The organism is Kineococcus sp. AC630, from assembly GCF_979255925.1.
In genome coordinates, this window is the sequence record NZ_CEEDMJ010000007.1 from 91,559 (window position 1) to 108,291 (window position 16,733).

Here is a 16,733-nt window from a genome sequence, read left to right on the forward strand (position 1 = left end):
TGCCGGAGCCCGGCACCGCTCACGGCGAGGTGGAGCGCACGGCGAGCACCGGGCAGGTCGCCTCCAGCAGGACCCGCTGGGCGGTGCTGCCCAGCAGGGCCTTGCGGACCGGGGAGAGGCGGTGGAGGCCGACGACGATGAGTTCCGCGCCGATCTCCTCGGCGATCTCCAGGATCACCTCGGCGACCGGGGTGGAGGAGGCGTCGCGGTGCTCGATGCGGAACGGGACGCCCTCGTCCGTCATGCGTTCCTGCAGGGCGTCGAGGTCGCGTTCGTCGGCGGCCGTCGGCCTGGTGTACCCGGCCCGGTCGACGGTGTTCACGATGACCACGTCGCTGCCGCGCCAGCGCGCCTGCTGCACCGCCTCGGTGACGGCGAGGAACCCGGTGCCGTCGGGGACGTAGCCGACGACGATGCTCACGGCGCGACCTCCTGGACCGGTTCCGGCGGCGGCAGCGCACCGGTCATGAACCCGACGACCTCGTTCATCTCGTGGTCCTGGGGCCGCACGACCGCGGCCCGGCGACCGAGGCGGTGGATGTGGATGCGGTCGGCGACCTCGAACACGGCCGGCATGTCGTGGCTGATCAGCACCACGGGGATCCCGGTGGCGCTGATGCGCCGGATGAGGTCCAGGACACCCTGGGACTCCCGGACCCCGAGGGCGGCCGTGGGCTCGTCCATGATGACGACGCGACGCCCGAAGGCCGCCGCCCGCGCGACCGCCACCGTCTGGCGCTGACCGCCGGAGAGGCTGTCGACGGGCTGGGTGATGGACTGCAGGGTCGTGATGCCGAGCTCGTCCATCTGCTGGCGGGACTGGCGGCGCATCTCCTTGACGTCGAGCATGCGCAGGACTGAGCCCAGGGGCCCCTTCCGGCGCAGCTCGCGGCCGAGGAAGAGGTTCGTGGCGATGTCGAGGGCGGGAGCCATCGCCAGGTCCTGGTAGACGGTCTCGATCCCGGCCCGCTGAGCGTCCTGCGGGCTGCGGAAGTGCACCGGTTTCCCGTCCAGCAGGACCTCTCCGGCGTCGGGGATCACGTCGCCGGAGAGCACCTTGATGAGACTGGACTTGCCGGCGCCGTTGTCGCCGATGACCGCCAGGATCTCCCCGGCGCGCAGGTCGAAGTCCGCGCCGGCCACGGCGGTGACGTGCCCGTAGCGCTTGACGATGCCGCGGGCCTCCAAGACGGTGTCGCTCATCGCGCCTTCCTCCGGGTGACGGTGTCGAGGGCCACCGCGGCGATGACCAGGACGCCGGTGACGATGTTCTGGAACAGCGGGTCGATGCCGGCCTGGGTCAGACCGGACTGGAGCACCAGGACGATGAGGGCCCCGATGTAGGTGCCGACGACCGTGCCGCGGCCGCCGAAGAGGCTGGTGCCGCCGATGACGACGGCGGTGATGGTGTCCAGGTTCGCGGTGGGGAACGCGTTGGGGGAGGTCGCCGGGCTGCGGCCGAACGCCTGCAGTGCGGCGAGGGCGTAGAACACGCCCGCCAGCACGTACACCGAGAGCAGGACCCGGTTCACGTTGATGCCGGTGCGCTTGGCCGCGAGGTCGTTGTTGCCGACGGCGTACACGTGCCGGCCCCACGCGGTGCGGGTGAGGGCGTAGTGCAGGACCGCCACGCTGATCAGCACCACGACGACGCCGGTGGTGACCTGGAACTGCCCGAAGAGGTAACCGCCCTTGGACAGGACCGTCAGGGGCCCCTCGTCGACGAGGACGGTCTCCTTGGTGTAGAGCCGCGAGGCGGCCTGCAGGATCGTCAGCAACCCGAGGGTGACGATGAACGGCGGCAGGCCCAGCTTGGAGACGATCAGGCCGGAGACGAGCCCGAGCGCCGCGCAGACGAGCAGCCCCGCGAACAGCGCGGGAACCTGGGCCCCGGTGCTGCCGGCGGCGAGCTTGGCGACCACGAGGGTCCCCAGCACCATGATGGCGCCGTTGGCCAGGTCGATGCCGCCGGTCAGGACGATGAGGGTCTGCCCCAGGGCGAGGGTCCCCACCACGACGGACTGCTGGAGGATCAGCGAGAAGTTGTCCACGCTCGCGAAGTTCTCGGTGAGGATCGAGAACGCGATGATGGCGAGGACCAGGGCGGACAGGGGGCCCAGGACGGGGTTGCGGAAGATGTGGTCCGCGAGGGTCGCGGCGCGGGTTCCCGAGGTGTCGGGTACCTCGGCCGCCTTCTCGCTCGCCACCTGGAGGGAGTCGGACATCGGGACGCCTTTCGGGTCGCTGTTCACGGTCGAGGACCGCGGTCCGGCGCGACGCCGCGCCGGACCGCGCGGGATCAGGAGGCGGTTCCCCAGCAGTTCTGCAGGCCCCAGGTGGTGTCCTTCGCATCCAGGCCACCCAGCGGCTTGTCCGTGATCAGCTGCACGCCCGTGTCGATGTACCCCGAGGCCGGGACGGTGGGCTTCGTGCCGTCCTTCGCGAACGCGACGGCCGCCTTCACGCCCTCGACGGCCATCTTGGAGGGGAACTGCATGACGGTCGCGGCGATCTTGCCGTCCTTGACGGCCGTGACGCCGGTGCAGCCGCCGTCGATGGAGCCCAGCACCGTGGTCGTGTCCTTGCCGGCGTTCTTCAGCGCGGTGTAGGCGCCGATCGCCGCGGGTTCGTTGATCGTGTACACGGCGTTGATGGCGTCGTTCTTCTGCAGCAGGTTCTCCATCGCGGTCTGGCCCTTGGCCTGGTCACCGCTGGTGTCCTGCTTGCCGGCGATCTCGGGACTGTCGTCGGTGAGCCCGATGCCCGTGAGGAAACCGGCGTGGCGCTGGTCGCCGACGGAGACGCCGGGCTGCAGGTCGAGCATCGCCAGGACCGGGGCCGTGCCGCCCAGGGCCGCCTTGACGTAGGCGCCCTGCTCCTCGCCCGCCTTGGTGTTGTCGGTGGCCCACGTCGCGTCGACCCCCTGGTTGCCGTCGGTCTGGGTGTCGAGGGCGGCGACGAAGATCCCCTTGGCCTGGGCGGCCTTGAGGGTCGGCACGATGGCCTTGGAGTCGTTGGGGGTGATGAGGATGGCCTTGACCCCGGAGGCGATGAGGTTCTCCACCGCGGTGACCTGGCTGTCGTTGTCGCCGTCGGCGGTGCCGGCCTTGGCGATCAGTTCCGCGCCCTCGGCCTTGGCCTCCTTCGTGGCGGCGTCGCGCATGGAGACGAAGTAGGGGTTGGAGTCGGTCTTGGTGACCAGACCGATCTTGAGGGTGCCGCCGCTGTCGCCGCTGCTGCCCGTGTCACCCGTCTTCGTGGCGCTGCAGCCCGCGAGAGCCGTGGGGACGGCGAGGATCACGGCGGCGAGGGCGATGGTGCGGGTTCTGCGGGTGGTGGCGCGCATGACAGTTCCTCCTGGTGACCTCGACGAGGTCTGGACGTTGCTGGGTGGGCCCGTCGGAGACGGGTGGTGCGTGGGGGTGTCCGCTGCGGCGGACCGCGAGCTCGTGACACGGGATCGAGGGGCGCGGTGGGTGCGACCACGCGTGCGGTGCCGGTGGAGTGCGGTGGGGAGATCGACGGCTGATCACTCGCTCATGGGCACCCTTGCCTGTGGCTCAAGACGTAATCCATTGCGCAATGGATTACGCGAGGTTACGACACCGCCCGCGGCGGACGCAAGCACGTTCAGGACACGGAACCCTCACGAAGCGCGGGGCGGGTCCGGCGCGGACCTGTCGACGTCGACACGACCCATCCGGGCTCCCCGGCCCCGCTCGCCACGGCCTGGTCACCCCCCTCGGAGGGGGTGACCAGGCACCCGGGGTTCAGGCGTTGGCGACCAGGCCCAGCTCGGCGGGGGTGGCCAACCCCGTATGGCGGGGCAGGACGCGCACGGTGTAGCCGAACGGACCGGTCTGACGGAGGGTGAACTCCCCCTCGAACCGGTGCCGGCCGTCGCCGAAGGACTCACCGTGGTGCAGCGACACCGTGCCCGAGGGGCGCAGTTCGTCGGAGTCGTTGACCCGGCCGTGGACGACCTGGACCTCGACGTCGTCGGTGGAGAGCTCCCCCAGCGACACGAAACCCCGGACGTGGACGACGTCGCCGATCTCGGCGGAGTCGCCGACGCCGGAACTCTCGACGTGGTCCACCCGCACGGACGGCCAGGCCCGGCGGACGGTGCTCTTCCAGGCGGCGAGGTCCTTGGCCGCGGCCCCGGAACCCGCGAGCGCCGCACGGCCGGCCCGGGCGGCCGGCACGTAGAGCTGCTCGACGTAGTCGGTGACCATCCGGCTCGCCAGCACCTTCGGGCCGAGGGAGGCCAGGGTGTGGCGGACCATCTCCAGCCAGCGGGCCGGCAGACCCCGTTCGTCGCGGTCGTAGAACCGCGCGGCGACGGAGTTCTCCACGAGGTCGTAGAGCGCGGCGGCCTCGAGGTCGTCGCGGTGCTCGGGGTCCTCCACGCCGTCGGCGGTGGGGATCGCCCAGCCGTTGCCGCCGTCGTACCACTCGTCCCACCAGCCGTCGAGGATGGAGAGGTTCAGGCCGCCGTTCAGCGCGGCCTTCATCCCGCTCGTCCCGCACGCCTCGAAGGGACGCAACGGGTTGTTCAGCCAGACGTCGCAGCCGGGGTAGAGCGAGAGCGCCATCGTGATGTCGTAGTTGGGCAGGAACACGATCCGGTGCCGCACCTCGGGGTCGTCGGCGAAGTGGACCATCTGCTGGATGAGGCGCTTGCCGGTCTCGTCGGCCGGGTGCGACTTCCCGGCGATGACCAGCTGCACGGGGCGCTGCGGGTGCAGCAGCATCGCCTTGAGCCGCTCGGGGTCGCGCAGCATGAGCGTGAGGCGCTTGTAGGTCGGGACGCGGCGGGCGAAACCGATCGTGAGCACGTCGGGGTCGAGCACGTCCTTGGTCCACGCGAGCTCGGCCTCGGAGGCCCCCCGCTGCAACCAGGACAGCTTCAGCCGCCGCCGCGCGTCCTCGACGAGACGACCGCGCAGCACCCGCCGGGTCCGCCAGATCTCCTCGTCGGGGACCTGGCCGACCTTCTCGAAGCCCAGCCCGTCGCGGGCGATCTCCTTGCCGATGTACTGCCGGCCCATGGAGATGACCTCGGGCGCCACCCACGTCGGGGCGTGGACGCCGTTGGTGATCGAGGCGATCGGCACCTCGGGGGCGTCGAAACCCGGCCAGAGGCCGTCGAACATCCCGCGGCTGACGGCCCCGTGCAGCTGGGACACCCCGTTGGCGCGCTGCGCGAGCCGCAACCCCATGACGGCCATGTTGAAGACGCCGGGGTCTCCGCCCTCGTAGTCCTCGGCCCCGAGCGCCAGGATGCGCTCGACGGGCACGCCCGGCAGCGGGTTGTCGCCGCCGAAGTACAGCTCGATCTGGTCGCGGCCGAAGCGGTCGATCCCGGCCGGGACGGGGGTGTGGGTGGTGAACACCGTCGCGGCGCGGACGGCTTCCAGGGCCTCGTCGAAGCTCAGTCCCCGCTCGACGTGCTCGCGGATCCGTTCCACCGACAGGAACCCCGCGTGGCCCTCGTTGGTGTGGTACACCTCCGGCTGCGGGGTCCCGGTGAGGCGGGCGTGCAGGCGCAGGGCGCGCACACCGCCGATGCCGCAGAGGAGTTCCTGCTGCAGCCGGTGCTCGCCACCCCCGCCGTAGAGACGGTCGGTGACCCCCCGGGCGGCGTCGTCGTTCTCCTCGACGTCGGAGTCGAGGAGCAGCAACGGGACGCGCCCGACCTGCGCCTTCCAGACCTGCGCCCACAGTCGACGCCCGCCGGGCAGGTCGACGGAGACCTTGGCGGCGCTGCCGTCGGTCTCGCGCAGCTGCGACAGCGGCAGCCCGTCGGGGTCGAGCACCGGGTAGGTCTCCTGCTGCCAGCCGTCACGGGACAGCGACTGCTTGAAGTACCCCGTGGCGTAGAACAGGCCGACACCGACGATGGGGACGGCGAGGTCGCTCGCGGACTTCAGGTGGTCCCCGGCGAGGATCCCGAGGCCGCCGGAGTACTGCGGCAGCGCACCGGTGATGCCGAACTCCATCGAGAAGTAGGCCACCGTCGCCGGCGCGTCGGCCCCGAGCGTGGCGTACCAGCCCGGTCGTTCCAGGTAGGTGTGCAGGTCCTCCGCGCAGGCCTCGACCCGCTCCACGAACCGCGGGTCGGCGGCGAGAGCCTCGAGGCGTTCGGTGCTGAGGGCGCCCAGCAGCGCCCCGGGTTCTCGGTGCACGGCGACCCAGGCCGCGGGGTCCATCGACTCGAAGAGGTCCCGGGTGGGCTTGTGCCAGGACCAGCGGAGGTTGCTCGCGAGCTCACCCAGCGGCGCCAACGGCGCGGGCAGCACGGTGCGGACGGTGAAGCGCCTGATTGCTCTCACGCGCCGGACCCTAGTCCCCGGGATCACGCCACCGCGACGACGCGCGGAGACCTTCCCGACTCCCGCCCGACTCCCTCCCGACTCCTCGGGACACTCCCGCGCGACGGGAGGCGTGGCCCTCGGTAGGTTCGCCCCGTGACGACCGACCGCGCCGCAGACCTCGAGACGCTGACCGTGCAGAGCACGGCGACCAGCACCCCCGTCGTGGGGCGCATCCCGGTGCTCGGGGTGAGTCCCGTCGTCGACGCCGGCCGCTGGCCCTCCCAGGCCGTGCCCGGTGAGCTGATCCCCGTGCGCGCCACCGTCTTCCGCGAAGGCCACGACGCCGTCGCCGCGACCGCGGTGCTGGTCCGCCCGGACGGCGCGGACGGCCCCTCGACGCGGATGACGCTGGTCAACGCCGGCCTCGACGCCTACGTGGCGACGCTCTCCCCCGACACCGAGGGCGACTGGGGCCTGCGCGTCGAGGGCTGGTCGGACCCGTACGGCACCTGGGACCACGACGCGACCATCAAGGTCGAAGCCGGGGTCGACGTCGCCCTCATGCTGGAGGAGGGCGCGCGGCTGATGGAGCGCGCGGCGGCCTCCCCGGGGCGTCCCGACTGGGACGTGGACGTGCTGCGCGAGGCCGCCAACGGCCTGCGCGACACCTCCCGCAGCGACCACGACCGTCTCGACGCCGGGCGCAGCGACGCCGTGCGGGGCGTCCTGGACGCCCTGCCCGTCCGCGACCTGGTCAGTCCGTCCCAGACCTTCCCCCTGCGGGTGGAACGGAAGCTGGCGACGTTCAGCTCCTGGTACGAGTTCTTCCCCCGCTCCGAGGGGGCGCACTGGCTCGAGGACGAGCAGCGCTGGGTCTCGGGGACGTTCCGCACCGCCGCCGAGCGGCTGCCCGCGATCGCCGACATGGGTTTCGACGTCGCCTACCTCACGCCCGTCCACCCGATCGGGCGGATCAACCGCAAGGGCCCCAACAACTCCCTCACCGCCGGCCCGCTCGACCCGGGCTCGCCGTACGCGATCGGCGCGGCCGAGGGCGGACACGACGCGCTGCACCCCGACCTGGGCACCTTCGAGGACTTCGACTTCTTCGTCGCCCGGGCCCGGGAGCTCGGCCTCGAGGTCGCGATGGACATCGCCCTGCAGTGCGCACCGGACCACCCGTGGGTGGCGAGCCACCCCGAGTGGTTCACCACGCGCGCCGACGGCACGATCGCCTACGCGGAGAACCCGCCGAAGAAGTACCAGGACATCTACCCGCTGAACTTCGACAACGACCCCGCCGGCATCTACGCCGAGGTCAAGCGGGTCGTCGACGTGTGGATCGAGCACGGGGTGACGCTGTTCCGCGTCGACAACCCGCACACGAAGCCCGTCGAGTTCTGGGAGTGGCTGATCACCGAGGTGCGCGCCGAGCACCCCGAGGTGATCTGGCTGGCCGAGGCGTTCACGAAGCCGGCGATGATGCACACCCTGGCCAAGGTCGGGTTCCAGCAGTCGTACTCCTACTTCGCGTGGCGCAACGCCGCCTGGGAGATCCGTGAGTACGTCCAGCAGCTCTCCCAGGAGTCCGCGCACTACATGGTGCCGAACTTCTGGCCGACGACGCACGACATCCTCACCCCGACCATGCAGTACGGCGGGCCGCCGGTGTTCAAGCTGCGCGCGGTCCTCGCGGCCCTGCTCAGCCCGTCCTGGGGCATCTACACCGGCTACGAACTCGTCGAGCACGCCGCCCGTCCGGGGGCCGAGGAACAGCTCGACAACGAGAAGTACCAGTTCCGTCCCCGCGACTTCGCCAAGGCCGAGGCCGAGGGCTGGTCGCTGGCGCCGTACCTGAAGAAGCTGAACCAGGCCCGCGCCGCGCACCCGGCCCTGCAGCAGTTGCGGGGCACCGTCTTCCACGCCACCGACGACGAGAACGTCCTGTGCTTCAGCCGTCGCCGGGTCGAGGCCGACGGCACCGAGGACCTCGTCCTGGTCGTCGTGAACCTCGACCCGCACGCCGTCCGCGAGACCACCGTCCACCTCGACATGGCCGCGATCGGGCGCGAGTGGTGGGAACGCTTCACCGTGCGCGACGAGCTGACCGGTGCGGAGTTCGAGTGGGGCGAGCACGACTTCGTGCGGCTGAACCCCTACGAGGAACCCGCGCACGTGTTCCACGTGCGGTCCTGACGGTGGAAGGTCTCCACTTCGCCGGGCTCGGTGACCGCGGCGGACTGAAGAACGACCCCCAGTGGTACAAGACGGCGGTCTTCTACGAGGCGCTGGTGCGCGCCTTCGCGGACTCCAACGGTTCCGGCACCGGTGACTTCGCCGGGCTCGCGGCCAAGCTCGACTACCTGCAGTGGCTCGGGATCGACTGCCTCTGGCTGCCGCCGTTCTACGCCTCCCCGTTGCGCGACGGCGGGTACGACATCTCCGACTACAACGCGGTGCTGCCCGAGTTCGGGACCCTGCACGACTTCCAGCGCCTGGTGACCGAGGCCCACCAGCGCGGGATCCGCATCGTCATCGACCTGGTCATGAACCACACCAGCGACCAGCACCCCTGGTTCCAGGCCAGCCGCAACGACCCCGACGGGCCCTACGGGGACTTCTACGTCTGGAGCGACGACGACACGAAGTACCCCGACGCGCGCATCATCTTCGTCGACACCGAGACCTCGAACTGGACGTTCGACCCGGTCCGGCGGCAGTTCTTCTGGCACCGCTTCTTCTCCCACCAGCCGGACCTGAACTTCGACAACCCGGCCGTCGAGGAGGCGATGTTCGACACCGTCCGCTTCTGGCTGGACATGGGCATCGACGGCTTCCGCCTCGACGCCGTGCCCTACCTCTACGTCCAGGAGGGCACCAACGGCGAGAACCTCCCCCAGACCCACGACTACCTGCACCGGCTGCGGAAGATGGTCGACGAGGAGTTCCCCGGCCGCGTCCTGCTCGCCGAGGCCAACCAGTGGCCCTTCGACGTCGTGGAGTACTTCGGGACCGAGGATGCCCCGGAGTGCCACATGTGCTTCCACTTCCCCGTCATGCCCCGGCTGTACTACGCGCTGCGGGAGGGGCGGGCGACCCCGATCTCGGAGATCCTCTCGGCCACCCCCGACATCCCCACCTCCAGCGGTCAGTGGGGCACGTTCCTGCGCAACCACGACGAGCTGACGCTGGAGATGGTGACGACCGAGGAACGGGCCGCCATGTACGGCTGGTACGCCCCGGACCCGCGGATGCGTGCCAACGTCGGGATCCGCCGCCGGCTCGCGCCGCTGCTGGACAACTCCCGACCGGAGATCCAGCTCATCCACGCCCTCGTCCTGTCGTTGCCGGGCAGTCCGTGCCTCTACTACGGTGACGAGATCGGCATGGGCGACAACATCTGGCTCGACGACCGCGACGCCGTCCGCACCCCGATGCAGTGGACCCCCGACCGCAACTCCGGGTTCTCCTCCGCCGACCCCGGCAAGCTGTACCTGCCGACGATCCAGTCGCTCGTCTACCACTACCAGTCCGTGAACGTCGAAGCGCAGCTCGCGACGGGATCCTCGCTGCTGCACTGGGTCCGCGACGTGCTCGCCGTCCGGCGGGCGCACCCGGCCTTCGGGCGCGGGGCCTACGTGCCGCTCCCGACGCGCGCCGAGGCACGCCCCGAGGAAGGCTCCTGCAGCAACGAGGCGGTGCTCGCGTTCCTGCGCGTGCTGCAGCCGACGCACGAAGAGGAAGGTGAAACCGTGCTCTGCCTGAACAACCTCTCCGACCACCCCCAGGCCGCCGCTCTGCGGATGCCGGGCCATGCCGGAGCCACCGTCCGCGACGTCTTCGGCGGTGCCGCCTTCGGGCAGGTCGACGCCGACGGGTCGCTGGTCGTCACGCTCGGCTCGCGGGGTTTCTACTGGCTGAAGGTGACCTCGTGAGCGCCGACGTCCGGACCTCCACCGCCTCCGACGAGGCCATCGCCGCTCTGCTGCGGGACTGGGCGCCCGCCCAGCGCTGGTTCGCGCACAAGGGGGTCGCCGCCCACGTGCAACGCATCGAACGCACCCCGCTCGACGAGACCGGCGTCGCGCAGCTCGTCGCGCTCACCGTCCGCTCCGGTGAGGCCGACGACGCCCCCCGCACCGTCTACTCCGTCCCCATCAGCGTCCGGCCCGCCCCCGACGAGGCGCTCGCGCACGCCCTCATCGGCGAACTGCCCGACGTCGACGGCGTCCGCGCCTGGATCTACGACGGGCCGCACGACCCGACCTTCACCCGCTCCCTGCTGACCCTCGTCGCCAGCGGGGAGGGCGCCGGTTCGCGCGACTTCGGCGTGCACGGCCACAGCGCCCACGGTGGTCTGCCCGTCCCCGCGGCGGCCCGGACCAAGGTGCTCAGCGGCGAGCAGTCCAACACCTCCATCGTCGTCTCCGCCGACGAGGGCGAGACCCCGCTCATCGCCAAGGTGTTCCGGGTCCTCTCCGCGGGCGACAACCCCGACGTCGTCGTCCAGACGGCGCTCGCCGACGCCGGCTGCGGCCGCGTGCCCCGCCCCTCGGGCTGGGTGGACGGGCAGTGGACCGACGCTCAGGGTGGGCGCGCCGTCGGGCACTTCGTGCACGTGACGGAGTTCCTCGCCGGGTCCGAGGACGCCTGGCGCGTCGCCACCGCGGCCGTCGCGCAGGGCCGCGACTTCTCGCCGGAGGCGCGCGAACTGGGTCGGGCCACGGCCGAGGTCCACGCCGTCCTCGCCGTGGAACTGCCCACCGAGACCGCGACCCCGGACCGGTTGGGGGCGCTCGCCGACGGCCTGCTGGAACGGGTCGCCTGGGCGTGCACCGCCGTACCGCAGCTGCGCGACGTCGCCGAGGCGGCCCGCGCACGCGTCGACGCCGTCCGCCACGTCACCCACGCCCCCGCCCTGCAGCGCGTCCACGGCGACTACCACCTCGGTCAGGTCCTGCACTCCACCACCCGCGGCTGGGTCCTGCTGGACTTCGAGGGCGAGCCGCTGCGACCGCTCGCCGAACGCAGCGTGCCCGACCTCGCGCTGCGCGACGTCGCGGGCATGCTGCGGTCCTTCGACTACGCGGCCTCGACCGTCCCCGACCCCGGTGGCTGGGACGAGGCGTGCCGCGAGGCGTTCCTCGCGGGCTACACCGAGGTCGTCGGTACCGACCCGCGCGCCGGGGACCAGGCGGTCCTGCTGGCCGCGCTGGAACTCGACAAGGCCCTCTACGAGGTCGTCTACGAGGCCCGCAACCGGCCCGACTGGCTGCACATCCCCCTCGACGCCGTCCACCGCCTGCTCCAGACCGCCTCCGCCGACCCGTCCTGAGAGGCGAGGTCTTGATCACCACGGGAGACTCCGACCATGTCCAGTGAAGCCCCCTCCCCCGCCCCGACCCCCCGCCCCGTCGACGCCGACGACCTGGCCCGGGCCGCCGCCGGGGCGCACTGGTCCCCGCACTCGGTCCTCGGCGCCCACCCCGACGGTGACGCGCTCACCTACCGGGTCCTCAAGCCCTTCGCCTCCGCCGTCACCGTCGTGACCGAGGACGGCAGCCGCGTCGGCCTCGTCCACGAGTACGACGGCGTCTGGGTCGGCGTCCAGCCGGGCGGGTCGGTCGGCGACTACCGCGTCGAGGTGACCTACCCCGGTGCGGAACCGGTCGTGGTCGACGACCCGTACCGCTTCCTCCCCACCGTGGGCCAGGTCGACCTGCACCTCATCGGCGAAGGCCGTCACGAGGAGCTGTGGAACGTCCTCGGCAGCCACGTCAAGCGCTGGAACGGGCCGCTGGGGGCCGTCGAGGGCACGGCGTTCGCCGTGTGGGCGCCCGCGGCGAAGGCGGTGCGCGTCGTCGGCGACCACAACCACTGGAGCGGCCGCGAGCACGGGATGCGCTCGCTGGGGTCCTCCGGGGTCTGGGAGATCTTCGTGCCCGGGGTGGGCGCGGGGTCCCGCTACAAGTTCGAGATCCTCGGCGCCGACGACCACTGGCGTCAGAAGGCCGACCCGATGGCCCGCGCCAGCGAGGTCCCGCCCGCGACGGCCTCGGTCGTCACCGAGTCCTCCTACGCCTGGAACGACGCGGAGTGGCTGGAGCAGCGCGCCGCCCGCAGCGCCCAGGACGGGCCGGTCTCGGTCTACGAGGTGCACCTCGGGTCCTGGAAGCAGGGGCTGAGCTACACCGACCTGGCGACCGAGCTCGTCGACTACGTGAGCGCGGCGGGCTTCACCCACGTCGAGTTCCTGCCCGTCATGGAACACCCGTTCGGCGGATCCTGGGGTTACCAGGTCACGGGCTACTTCGCGCCCACCTCCCGCTTCGGCTCCCCCGACGAGCTGCGTCACCTCGTCGACGCCCTCCACCAGGCCGGCATCGGCGTCATCATCGACTGGGTCCCCGGGCACTTCCCCAAGGACGAGTTCGCCCTCGCGAAGTTCGACGGCACTGCGCTCTACGAGCACCCCGACCCCCGCCTCGGCGAGCACATGGACTGGGGCACCTACATCCCGAACTTCGGGCGCAGCGAGGTCCGCAACTTCCTCGTCGCCTCCGGGCTGTACTGGCTGGAGGAGTTCCACGCCGACGGCCTGCGCGTCGACGCGGTCGCCTCCATGCTCTACCTGGACTACTCCCGCAACGAGGGTGAGTGGGTCCCCAACCGCTACGGCGGCCGGGAGAACCTCGAGGCGATCGCCTTCCTGCAGGAGGCCAACGCCACCGCCTACAAGCGCACCCCGGGCATCATGATGATCGCCGAGGAGTCCACGGCCTACCCGGGCGTCACGGCCCCCACCAGCGGTGGCGGTCTCGGGTTCGGCCTGAAGTGGAACATGGGCTGGATGAACGACTCGCTGCGCTACTTCGCGCAGGACCCGGTGAACCGCCAGTACCACCACGGTGAGCTCACGTTCAGCCTCGTCTACGCGTTCACCGAGAACTTCACCCTCCCGATCTCCCACGACGAGGTCGTGCACGGGAAGGGCTCGCTGCTGCGCAAGATGCCCGGCGACCGCTGGCAGCAGCTCGCCAACGTCCGCGCGTACCTCGCCTACATGTGGTCCCACCCCGGCAAGCAGCTGCTGTTCATGGGCTCGGAGTTCGGCCAGGAGGCCGAGTGGTCGGAGTCCCGCTCCCTGGACTGGTGGCTGCTGGACACCCCGTGGCACCAGGGTCTGCACCGCCTCGTGTCGACCATGAACGCCGTCTACAAGGACCGGCCCGAACTGTGGTCCGACGACTTCACGTCCGAGGGCTTCCAGTGGATCGACGGTTCCGACAACCAGCGCAACCTCATCTCGTTCGTGCGCCGGTCCACCGACGGCAAACCGCTCGTCGCGGTCTGCAACTTCTCCGGTGCCGCCTACGAGGACTTCCGCGTCGGCCTGCCCAGCGCGGGGCCGTGGCGCGAGATCCTCAACACCGACGCCGAGGAGTTCGCGGGGTCGGGTGTGGTGAACGCCGGCGTCCTGCAGGGTGAGGACGTGGCCTGGAACGGTCAGCAGTTCTCCACCGCCCTGCGCGTCCCGCCGCTCGGCGTCACCTGGCTGGTCCCCGCCTGACGCTGACCACCCGGACCACCCGGACCACCCGGAACTGACGACGGCCGACGGTCCGGCGGGGAGAACCCTGCCGGACCGTCGGCCGTTCGCGTGGGGACGACTCAGGCGAAGGCGTCCACGCCGGTCAGTTCCGCCGACAGCGCCCACAGCCGGGCCGCGGCCTCGGGGTCGGTCGCGTGCGGGGCCACTCCAACGGTGAACCGCGGGCGCTCGGCGTCGACGGGCAGGGCGATCTCGCAGTCCTCGCAGAACACCCCGCCGAGTCCGTCCAGCTTCGGGTTCGTCGCCGCCCAGACCTCCGTCGAGGCGCCCCCGGCGGGGGTCTTGAACCCCTCCATCAGGAGGTTCCCGTCGGCGTCGATCCAACCGAGGTTCACCATCTCCTCGCGGGGGAGGTGGCGCTGCAGCGGGGTCATGATCCCCCCAGGGTGCACCGAGAAGGCCCGGACCCCTCGCGGCGCAGCGAGGACGTCGAGGTGGAGCGCGAACAGCGCGTTGGCCGTCTTGGCCTGGCCGTAGGCCGCCCACTTGTCGTACTCGGAGCGCTCGAACATCACGTCGTCCCACCGGATGCCGGAACGGTGGTGGGCGGAACTCGACAGCGACACGACGCGGCCGCCACCCGCGGCGATCGCCGGCCACAACCGGTTCACGAGGGCGTAGTGACCCAGGTGGTTGGTCCCGAACTGCGATTCCCACCCACCCTCGATGCGGGTCAGCGGGTTCGCCATGATCCCGGCGTTGCCGATGAAGGCGTCGATGCTGCGGCCGGAGTCGAGGAAGGTGTTCGCGAACCGGGCGATGCTGCCCTGATCACCGAGGTCGAGTTCCGCGACCTCGCCGATGCCGCCCAGTTCCGCGGCGGCGTGCTCCGGGCGACGGGCGGGGACCACGACGTGGGCTCCGGCCGCGGTCAGGGCCCGGGTCGCCTCGAGGCCGATGCCCGAGTAGCCACCGGTGAGGACGACGAGCTTCCCCGTGAGGTCGATGCCCTCGAGGACCTCGGCCGCGGTGGAGTCGTGACCGAACCCCGAGCCGACCGGTTCCTGCGGGGTGCGTTGGTGGGTCTGAGTCATGCCCCTGACGCTAGGACCTGGAGTCGACTCCAGGTCAAGCCCGTCCGGCCGCTGCGCGCCGGCGCGCGGCGGCCGGACGTCACCGGCTCAGAGGAGGCCGAGGGAGGTCAGGTAGTCCTTCGCGACGGTGGCCGACGGCTTCTTGTCGACCTGGACCTCGGCGAGGTACTTGGTCAGGTCCTCGGTGGTCAGCTTCGCCGACAGCCCGTTGAGGGCGTCGGTGATCTGCGAGGTGTTCTTGGAGGACCGGATCAGCGGCAGGATGTTCTGCGCGAGGAAGAGGTTCTTGGTGTCCTCGAGGGAGACGAACTTGTTCGTCGCGATGGAGGAGTCGGTGGAGAAGATGTTGCCGACCTGGATGGAACCGTCCACGAGCGCACCGACGGTCAGCGGGCCACCCGCGTCGAGGGCCTTGAACTCCTTGAACTCCACGTCGTAGAGCTGCTTGAGACCGACGAGGCCCTGGTAGCGCTCCTGGAACTCCGGACCGGCCCCGCAGACGAGGTCCTTGGCGACGGGCGCCAGGTCCTCGAAGGTCTTGAGGTTGTACTGGCTCGCGGTGGCCGCGGACACCGAGAGGGTGTCCTTGTCCTCGGCCGCGGACTGCTCGAGCACCTCGGTGCCCTTGGGCAGGACCTTCTTCAGCGCGTCGAGGACCTGCTCGGGGGTGGAGACACCCTCCGGGGCGCTGCCGCTGTCGGAGAGGCCGGCGAGCAGAGCACCGTTGTACTCGGGCAGCAAGTCGATCGAGCCGTCGTCGAGGGCCTTGAGGTAGACCTCGCGGGCCCCGATGTTGAACTTGCGGGTGACCTTCGCGCCGGCCTTCTCGAGGACCTGCGAGTACATCTCGGCCAGCAGTTCGCTCTCGGGGAAGTTCGCCGAGCCGACGATGACCGTCGCGCTGTCGGCCGACCCCGAGGAGGTGTCGGTCGTGGACAACGGGTCGTCCCCACCACCGCACGCGGCCAGGGTCGCGCTGAGGGAGCCCACCAGGGCGAGTCCGAGGAGGTTCCGGCGGTTCATGACGAGCCTTTCGACGATCCAGCACCAACGAGTTCAACTTCTTCGGGGGACTCTGCCACGGATCCCGTGGCCCGTGCGCGGCCCAGACCGCGCCCGGTGATCCCCGGCGAGACGACGTAGCGCTGCACGAGACCGAGCAGCAGGTCGAGGACGATGGCCAGCGCGGCGACCACGACGGCCCCCGCGACGACCCGGCCGTAGTCGTTGACGGCGAGGCCGTCGACCAGCAGGCGACCGAGACCGGACTGCCCGACGTAGGCCGCGACGGTGGCCGTCGCGACGACCTGCAGCACCGCGGCACGCAGCCCGCCGAACACGACGGGCAGCGCCATCGGCAGTTCGACGCGGAACAGCACCTGGGTGGACGTCATGCCCATCCCCTTCGCCGCGTCGACGGCGTTGCGGTCCACCGAGCGCAACCCCGCGTAGGTCGAGGTCAGGATCGGTGGGATGACCAGCACGACGAGCGCGATGAGGACGGGGGTGAACCGCAGCCCCATCAGCACCACGAGCAGGCTCAGCAGCCCCAGCGTCGGCAGCGACCGGCCGGCGTTGCCGGCGTTGATGGCCAGGAACGAGCCCTTGCCGGTGTGGCCGATGAGCAGCCCGATCGGGAAGGCGATGACGAAGCCGACGAGCACCGAGATCGCGGTGTAGCCGAGGTGGGTCACCAGCAGGTGCGGGATCGAACCGGTGGTCCCCCAGTCCCAGTGGGCGGGGTCGAGCAGGTACGGGGTGTCGTTCACG

12 protein-coding genes are annotated in these 16,733 nt (G+C 71.0%); 4 read left to right on the forward strand and 8 right to left on the reverse strand.

Going from position 1 to position 16,733, the window contains the following annotated elements; translation table 11 throughout:
• Window positions 1-19: 19 nt before the first annotated feature.
• The 5 genes from AC0I8G_RS09360 to glgP all read right to left on the reverse strand — a co-directional run bounded on the left by AC0I8G_RS09360 (window position 20) and on the right by glgP (window position 6,335).
• Entirely contained in the window at window positions 20-421 is a 402-nt protein-coding gene (locus AC0I8G_RS09360; protein ID WP_380259972.1) for a universal stress protein, read from the reverse strand.
• Window positions 418-1,203, reverse strand: a complete 786-nt coding sequence (locus AC0I8G_RS09365) for an ATP-binding cassette domain-containing protein (RefSeq protein ID WP_471729668.1) — start codon at window positions 1,201-1,203, stop codon at window positions 418-420. The genes AC0I8G_RS09360 and AC0I8G_RS09365 overlap by 4 nt, the downstream gene beginning before the upstream one ends.
• On the reverse strand, window positions 1,200-2,225 hold the full coding sequence (locus tag AC0I8G_RS09370; RefSeq protein WP_471729669.1) for an ABC transporter permease: 1,026 nt from the start codon (window positions 2,223-2,225) through the stop codon (window positions 1,200-1,202). Before AC0I8G_RS09370 ends, AC0I8G_RS09365 begins: the two co-directional genes overlap by 4 nt.
• A gap of 74 nt (window positions 2,226-2,299) precedes the next feature.
• Window positions 2,300-3,346 (reverse strand): substrate-binding domain-containing protein, encoded by a 1,047-nt coding sequence (locus AC0I8G_RS09375; protein ID WP_471729670.1) that lies wholly within the window; start codon window positions 3,344-3,346, stop codon window positions 2,300-2,302.
• A gap of 424 nt (window positions 3,347-3,770) precedes the next feature.
• Complete coding sequence (gene glgP / locus AC0I8G_RS09380; RefSeq protein ID WP_471729671.1) at window positions 3,771-6,335, reverse strand: alpha-glucan family phosphorylase; 2,565 nt, start codon at window positions 6,333-6,335, stop codon at window positions 3,771-3,773.
• 135 nt (window positions 6,336-6,470) lie between these two features.
• On the opposite strand from glgP, the gene AC0I8G_RS09385 reads away from it, so the two are divergent.
• The 4 genes from AC0I8G_RS09385 to glgB are packed head-to-tail and all read left to right on the forward strand — an operon-like array spanning window position 6,471 to window position 13,887.
• Complete coding sequence (locus AC0I8G_RS09385; RefSeq protein ID WP_471729672.1) at window positions 6,471-8,513, forward strand: alpha-1,4-glucan--maltose-1-phosphate maltosyltransferase; 2,043 nt, start codon at window positions 6,471-6,473, stop codon at window positions 8,511-8,513.
• Window positions 8,514-8,515: 2 nt separating this feature from the next.
• Window positions 8,516-10,252 (forward strand): maltose alpha-D-glucosyltransferase, encoded by a 1,737-nt coding sequence (gene treS, locus AC0I8G_RS09390; RefSeq protein WP_471729673.1) that lies wholly within the window; start codon window positions 8,516-8,518, stop codon window positions 10,250-10,252.
• Window positions 10,249-11,652, forward strand: coding sequence for a maltokinase N-terminal cap-like domain-containing protein (locus tag AC0I8G_RS09395; RefSeq protein WP_471729674.1), 1,404 nt, complete (start codon window positions 10,249-10,251; stop codon window positions 11,650-11,652). The genes treS and AC0I8G_RS09395 overlap by 4 nt, the downstream gene beginning before the upstream one ends.
• A gap of 36 nt (window positions 11,653-11,688) precedes the next feature.
• Window positions 11,689-13,887: a 1,4-alpha-glucan branching protein GlgB gene (gene glgB / locus AC0I8G_RS09400; protein ID WP_471729675.1), complete on the forward strand. Its 2,199-nt coding sequence runs from the start codon at window positions 11,689-11,691 to the stop codon at window positions 13,885-13,887.
• Window positions 13,888-13,988: 101 nt separating this feature from the next.
• On the opposite strand, the gene AC0I8G_RS09405 is transcribed toward glgB, so the two are convergent.
• The 3 genes from AC0I8G_RS09405 to AC0I8G_RS09415 form a co-directional block, all read right to left on the reverse strand.
• Window positions 13,989-14,963, reverse strand: coding sequence for an SDR family NAD(P)-dependent oxidoreductase (locus AC0I8G_RS09405; protein WP_471729676.1), 975 nt, complete (start codon window positions 14,961-14,963; stop codon window positions 13,989-13,991).
• 87 nt (window positions 14,964-15,050) lie between these two features.
• The gene (locus tag AC0I8G_RS09410) at window positions 15,051-15,986 is read right to left on the reverse strand and encodes an ABC transporter substrate-binding protein (protein ID WP_471729677.1); all 936 of its coding nucleotides are present in this window, start codon (window positions 15,984-15,986) and stop codon (window positions 15,051-15,053) included.
• The gene (locus AC0I8G_RS09415; protein WP_328292213.1) at window positions 15,983-16,732 is read right to left on the reverse strand and encodes an ABC transporter permease; all 750 of its coding nucleotides are present in this window, start codon (window positions 16,730-16,732) and stop codon (window positions 15,983-15,985) included. Before AC0I8G_RS09415 ends, AC0I8G_RS09410 begins: the two co-directional genes overlap by 4 nt.
• Between the last annotated feature and the right edge of the window lies 1 nt (window position 16,733).

Excerpts from the sequence above, each read along its gene's own strand:
- AC0I8G_RS09410 (WP_471729677.1), bottom strand. The coding sequence starts at position 15,986 with ATGAACCGCCGGAACCTCCTCGGACTCGCCCTGGTGGGCTCCCTCAGC.
- AC0I8G_RS09365 (WP_471729668.1), bottom strand. The coding sequence starts at position 1,203 with ATGAGCGACACCGTCTTGGAGGCCCGCGGCATCGTCAAGCGCTACGGG.
- glgB (WP_471729675.1), top strand. The coding sequence starts at position 11,689 with ATGTCCAGTGAAGCCCCCTCCCCCGCCCCGACCCCCCGCCCCGTCGAC.
- AC0I8G_RS09405 (WP_471729676.1), bottom strand. The coding sequence starts at position 14,963 with ATGACTCAGACCCACCAACGCACCCCGCAGGAACCGGTCGGCTCGGGG.
- AC0I8G_RS09370 (WP_471729669.1), bottom strand. The coding sequence starts at position 2,225 with ATGTCCGACTCCCTCCAGGTGGCGAGCGAGAAGGCGGCCGAGGTACCC.
- AC0I8G_RS09375 (WP_471729670.1), bottom strand. The coding sequence starts at position 3,346 with ATGCGCGCCACCACCCGCAGAACCCGCACCATCGCCCTCGCCGCCGTG.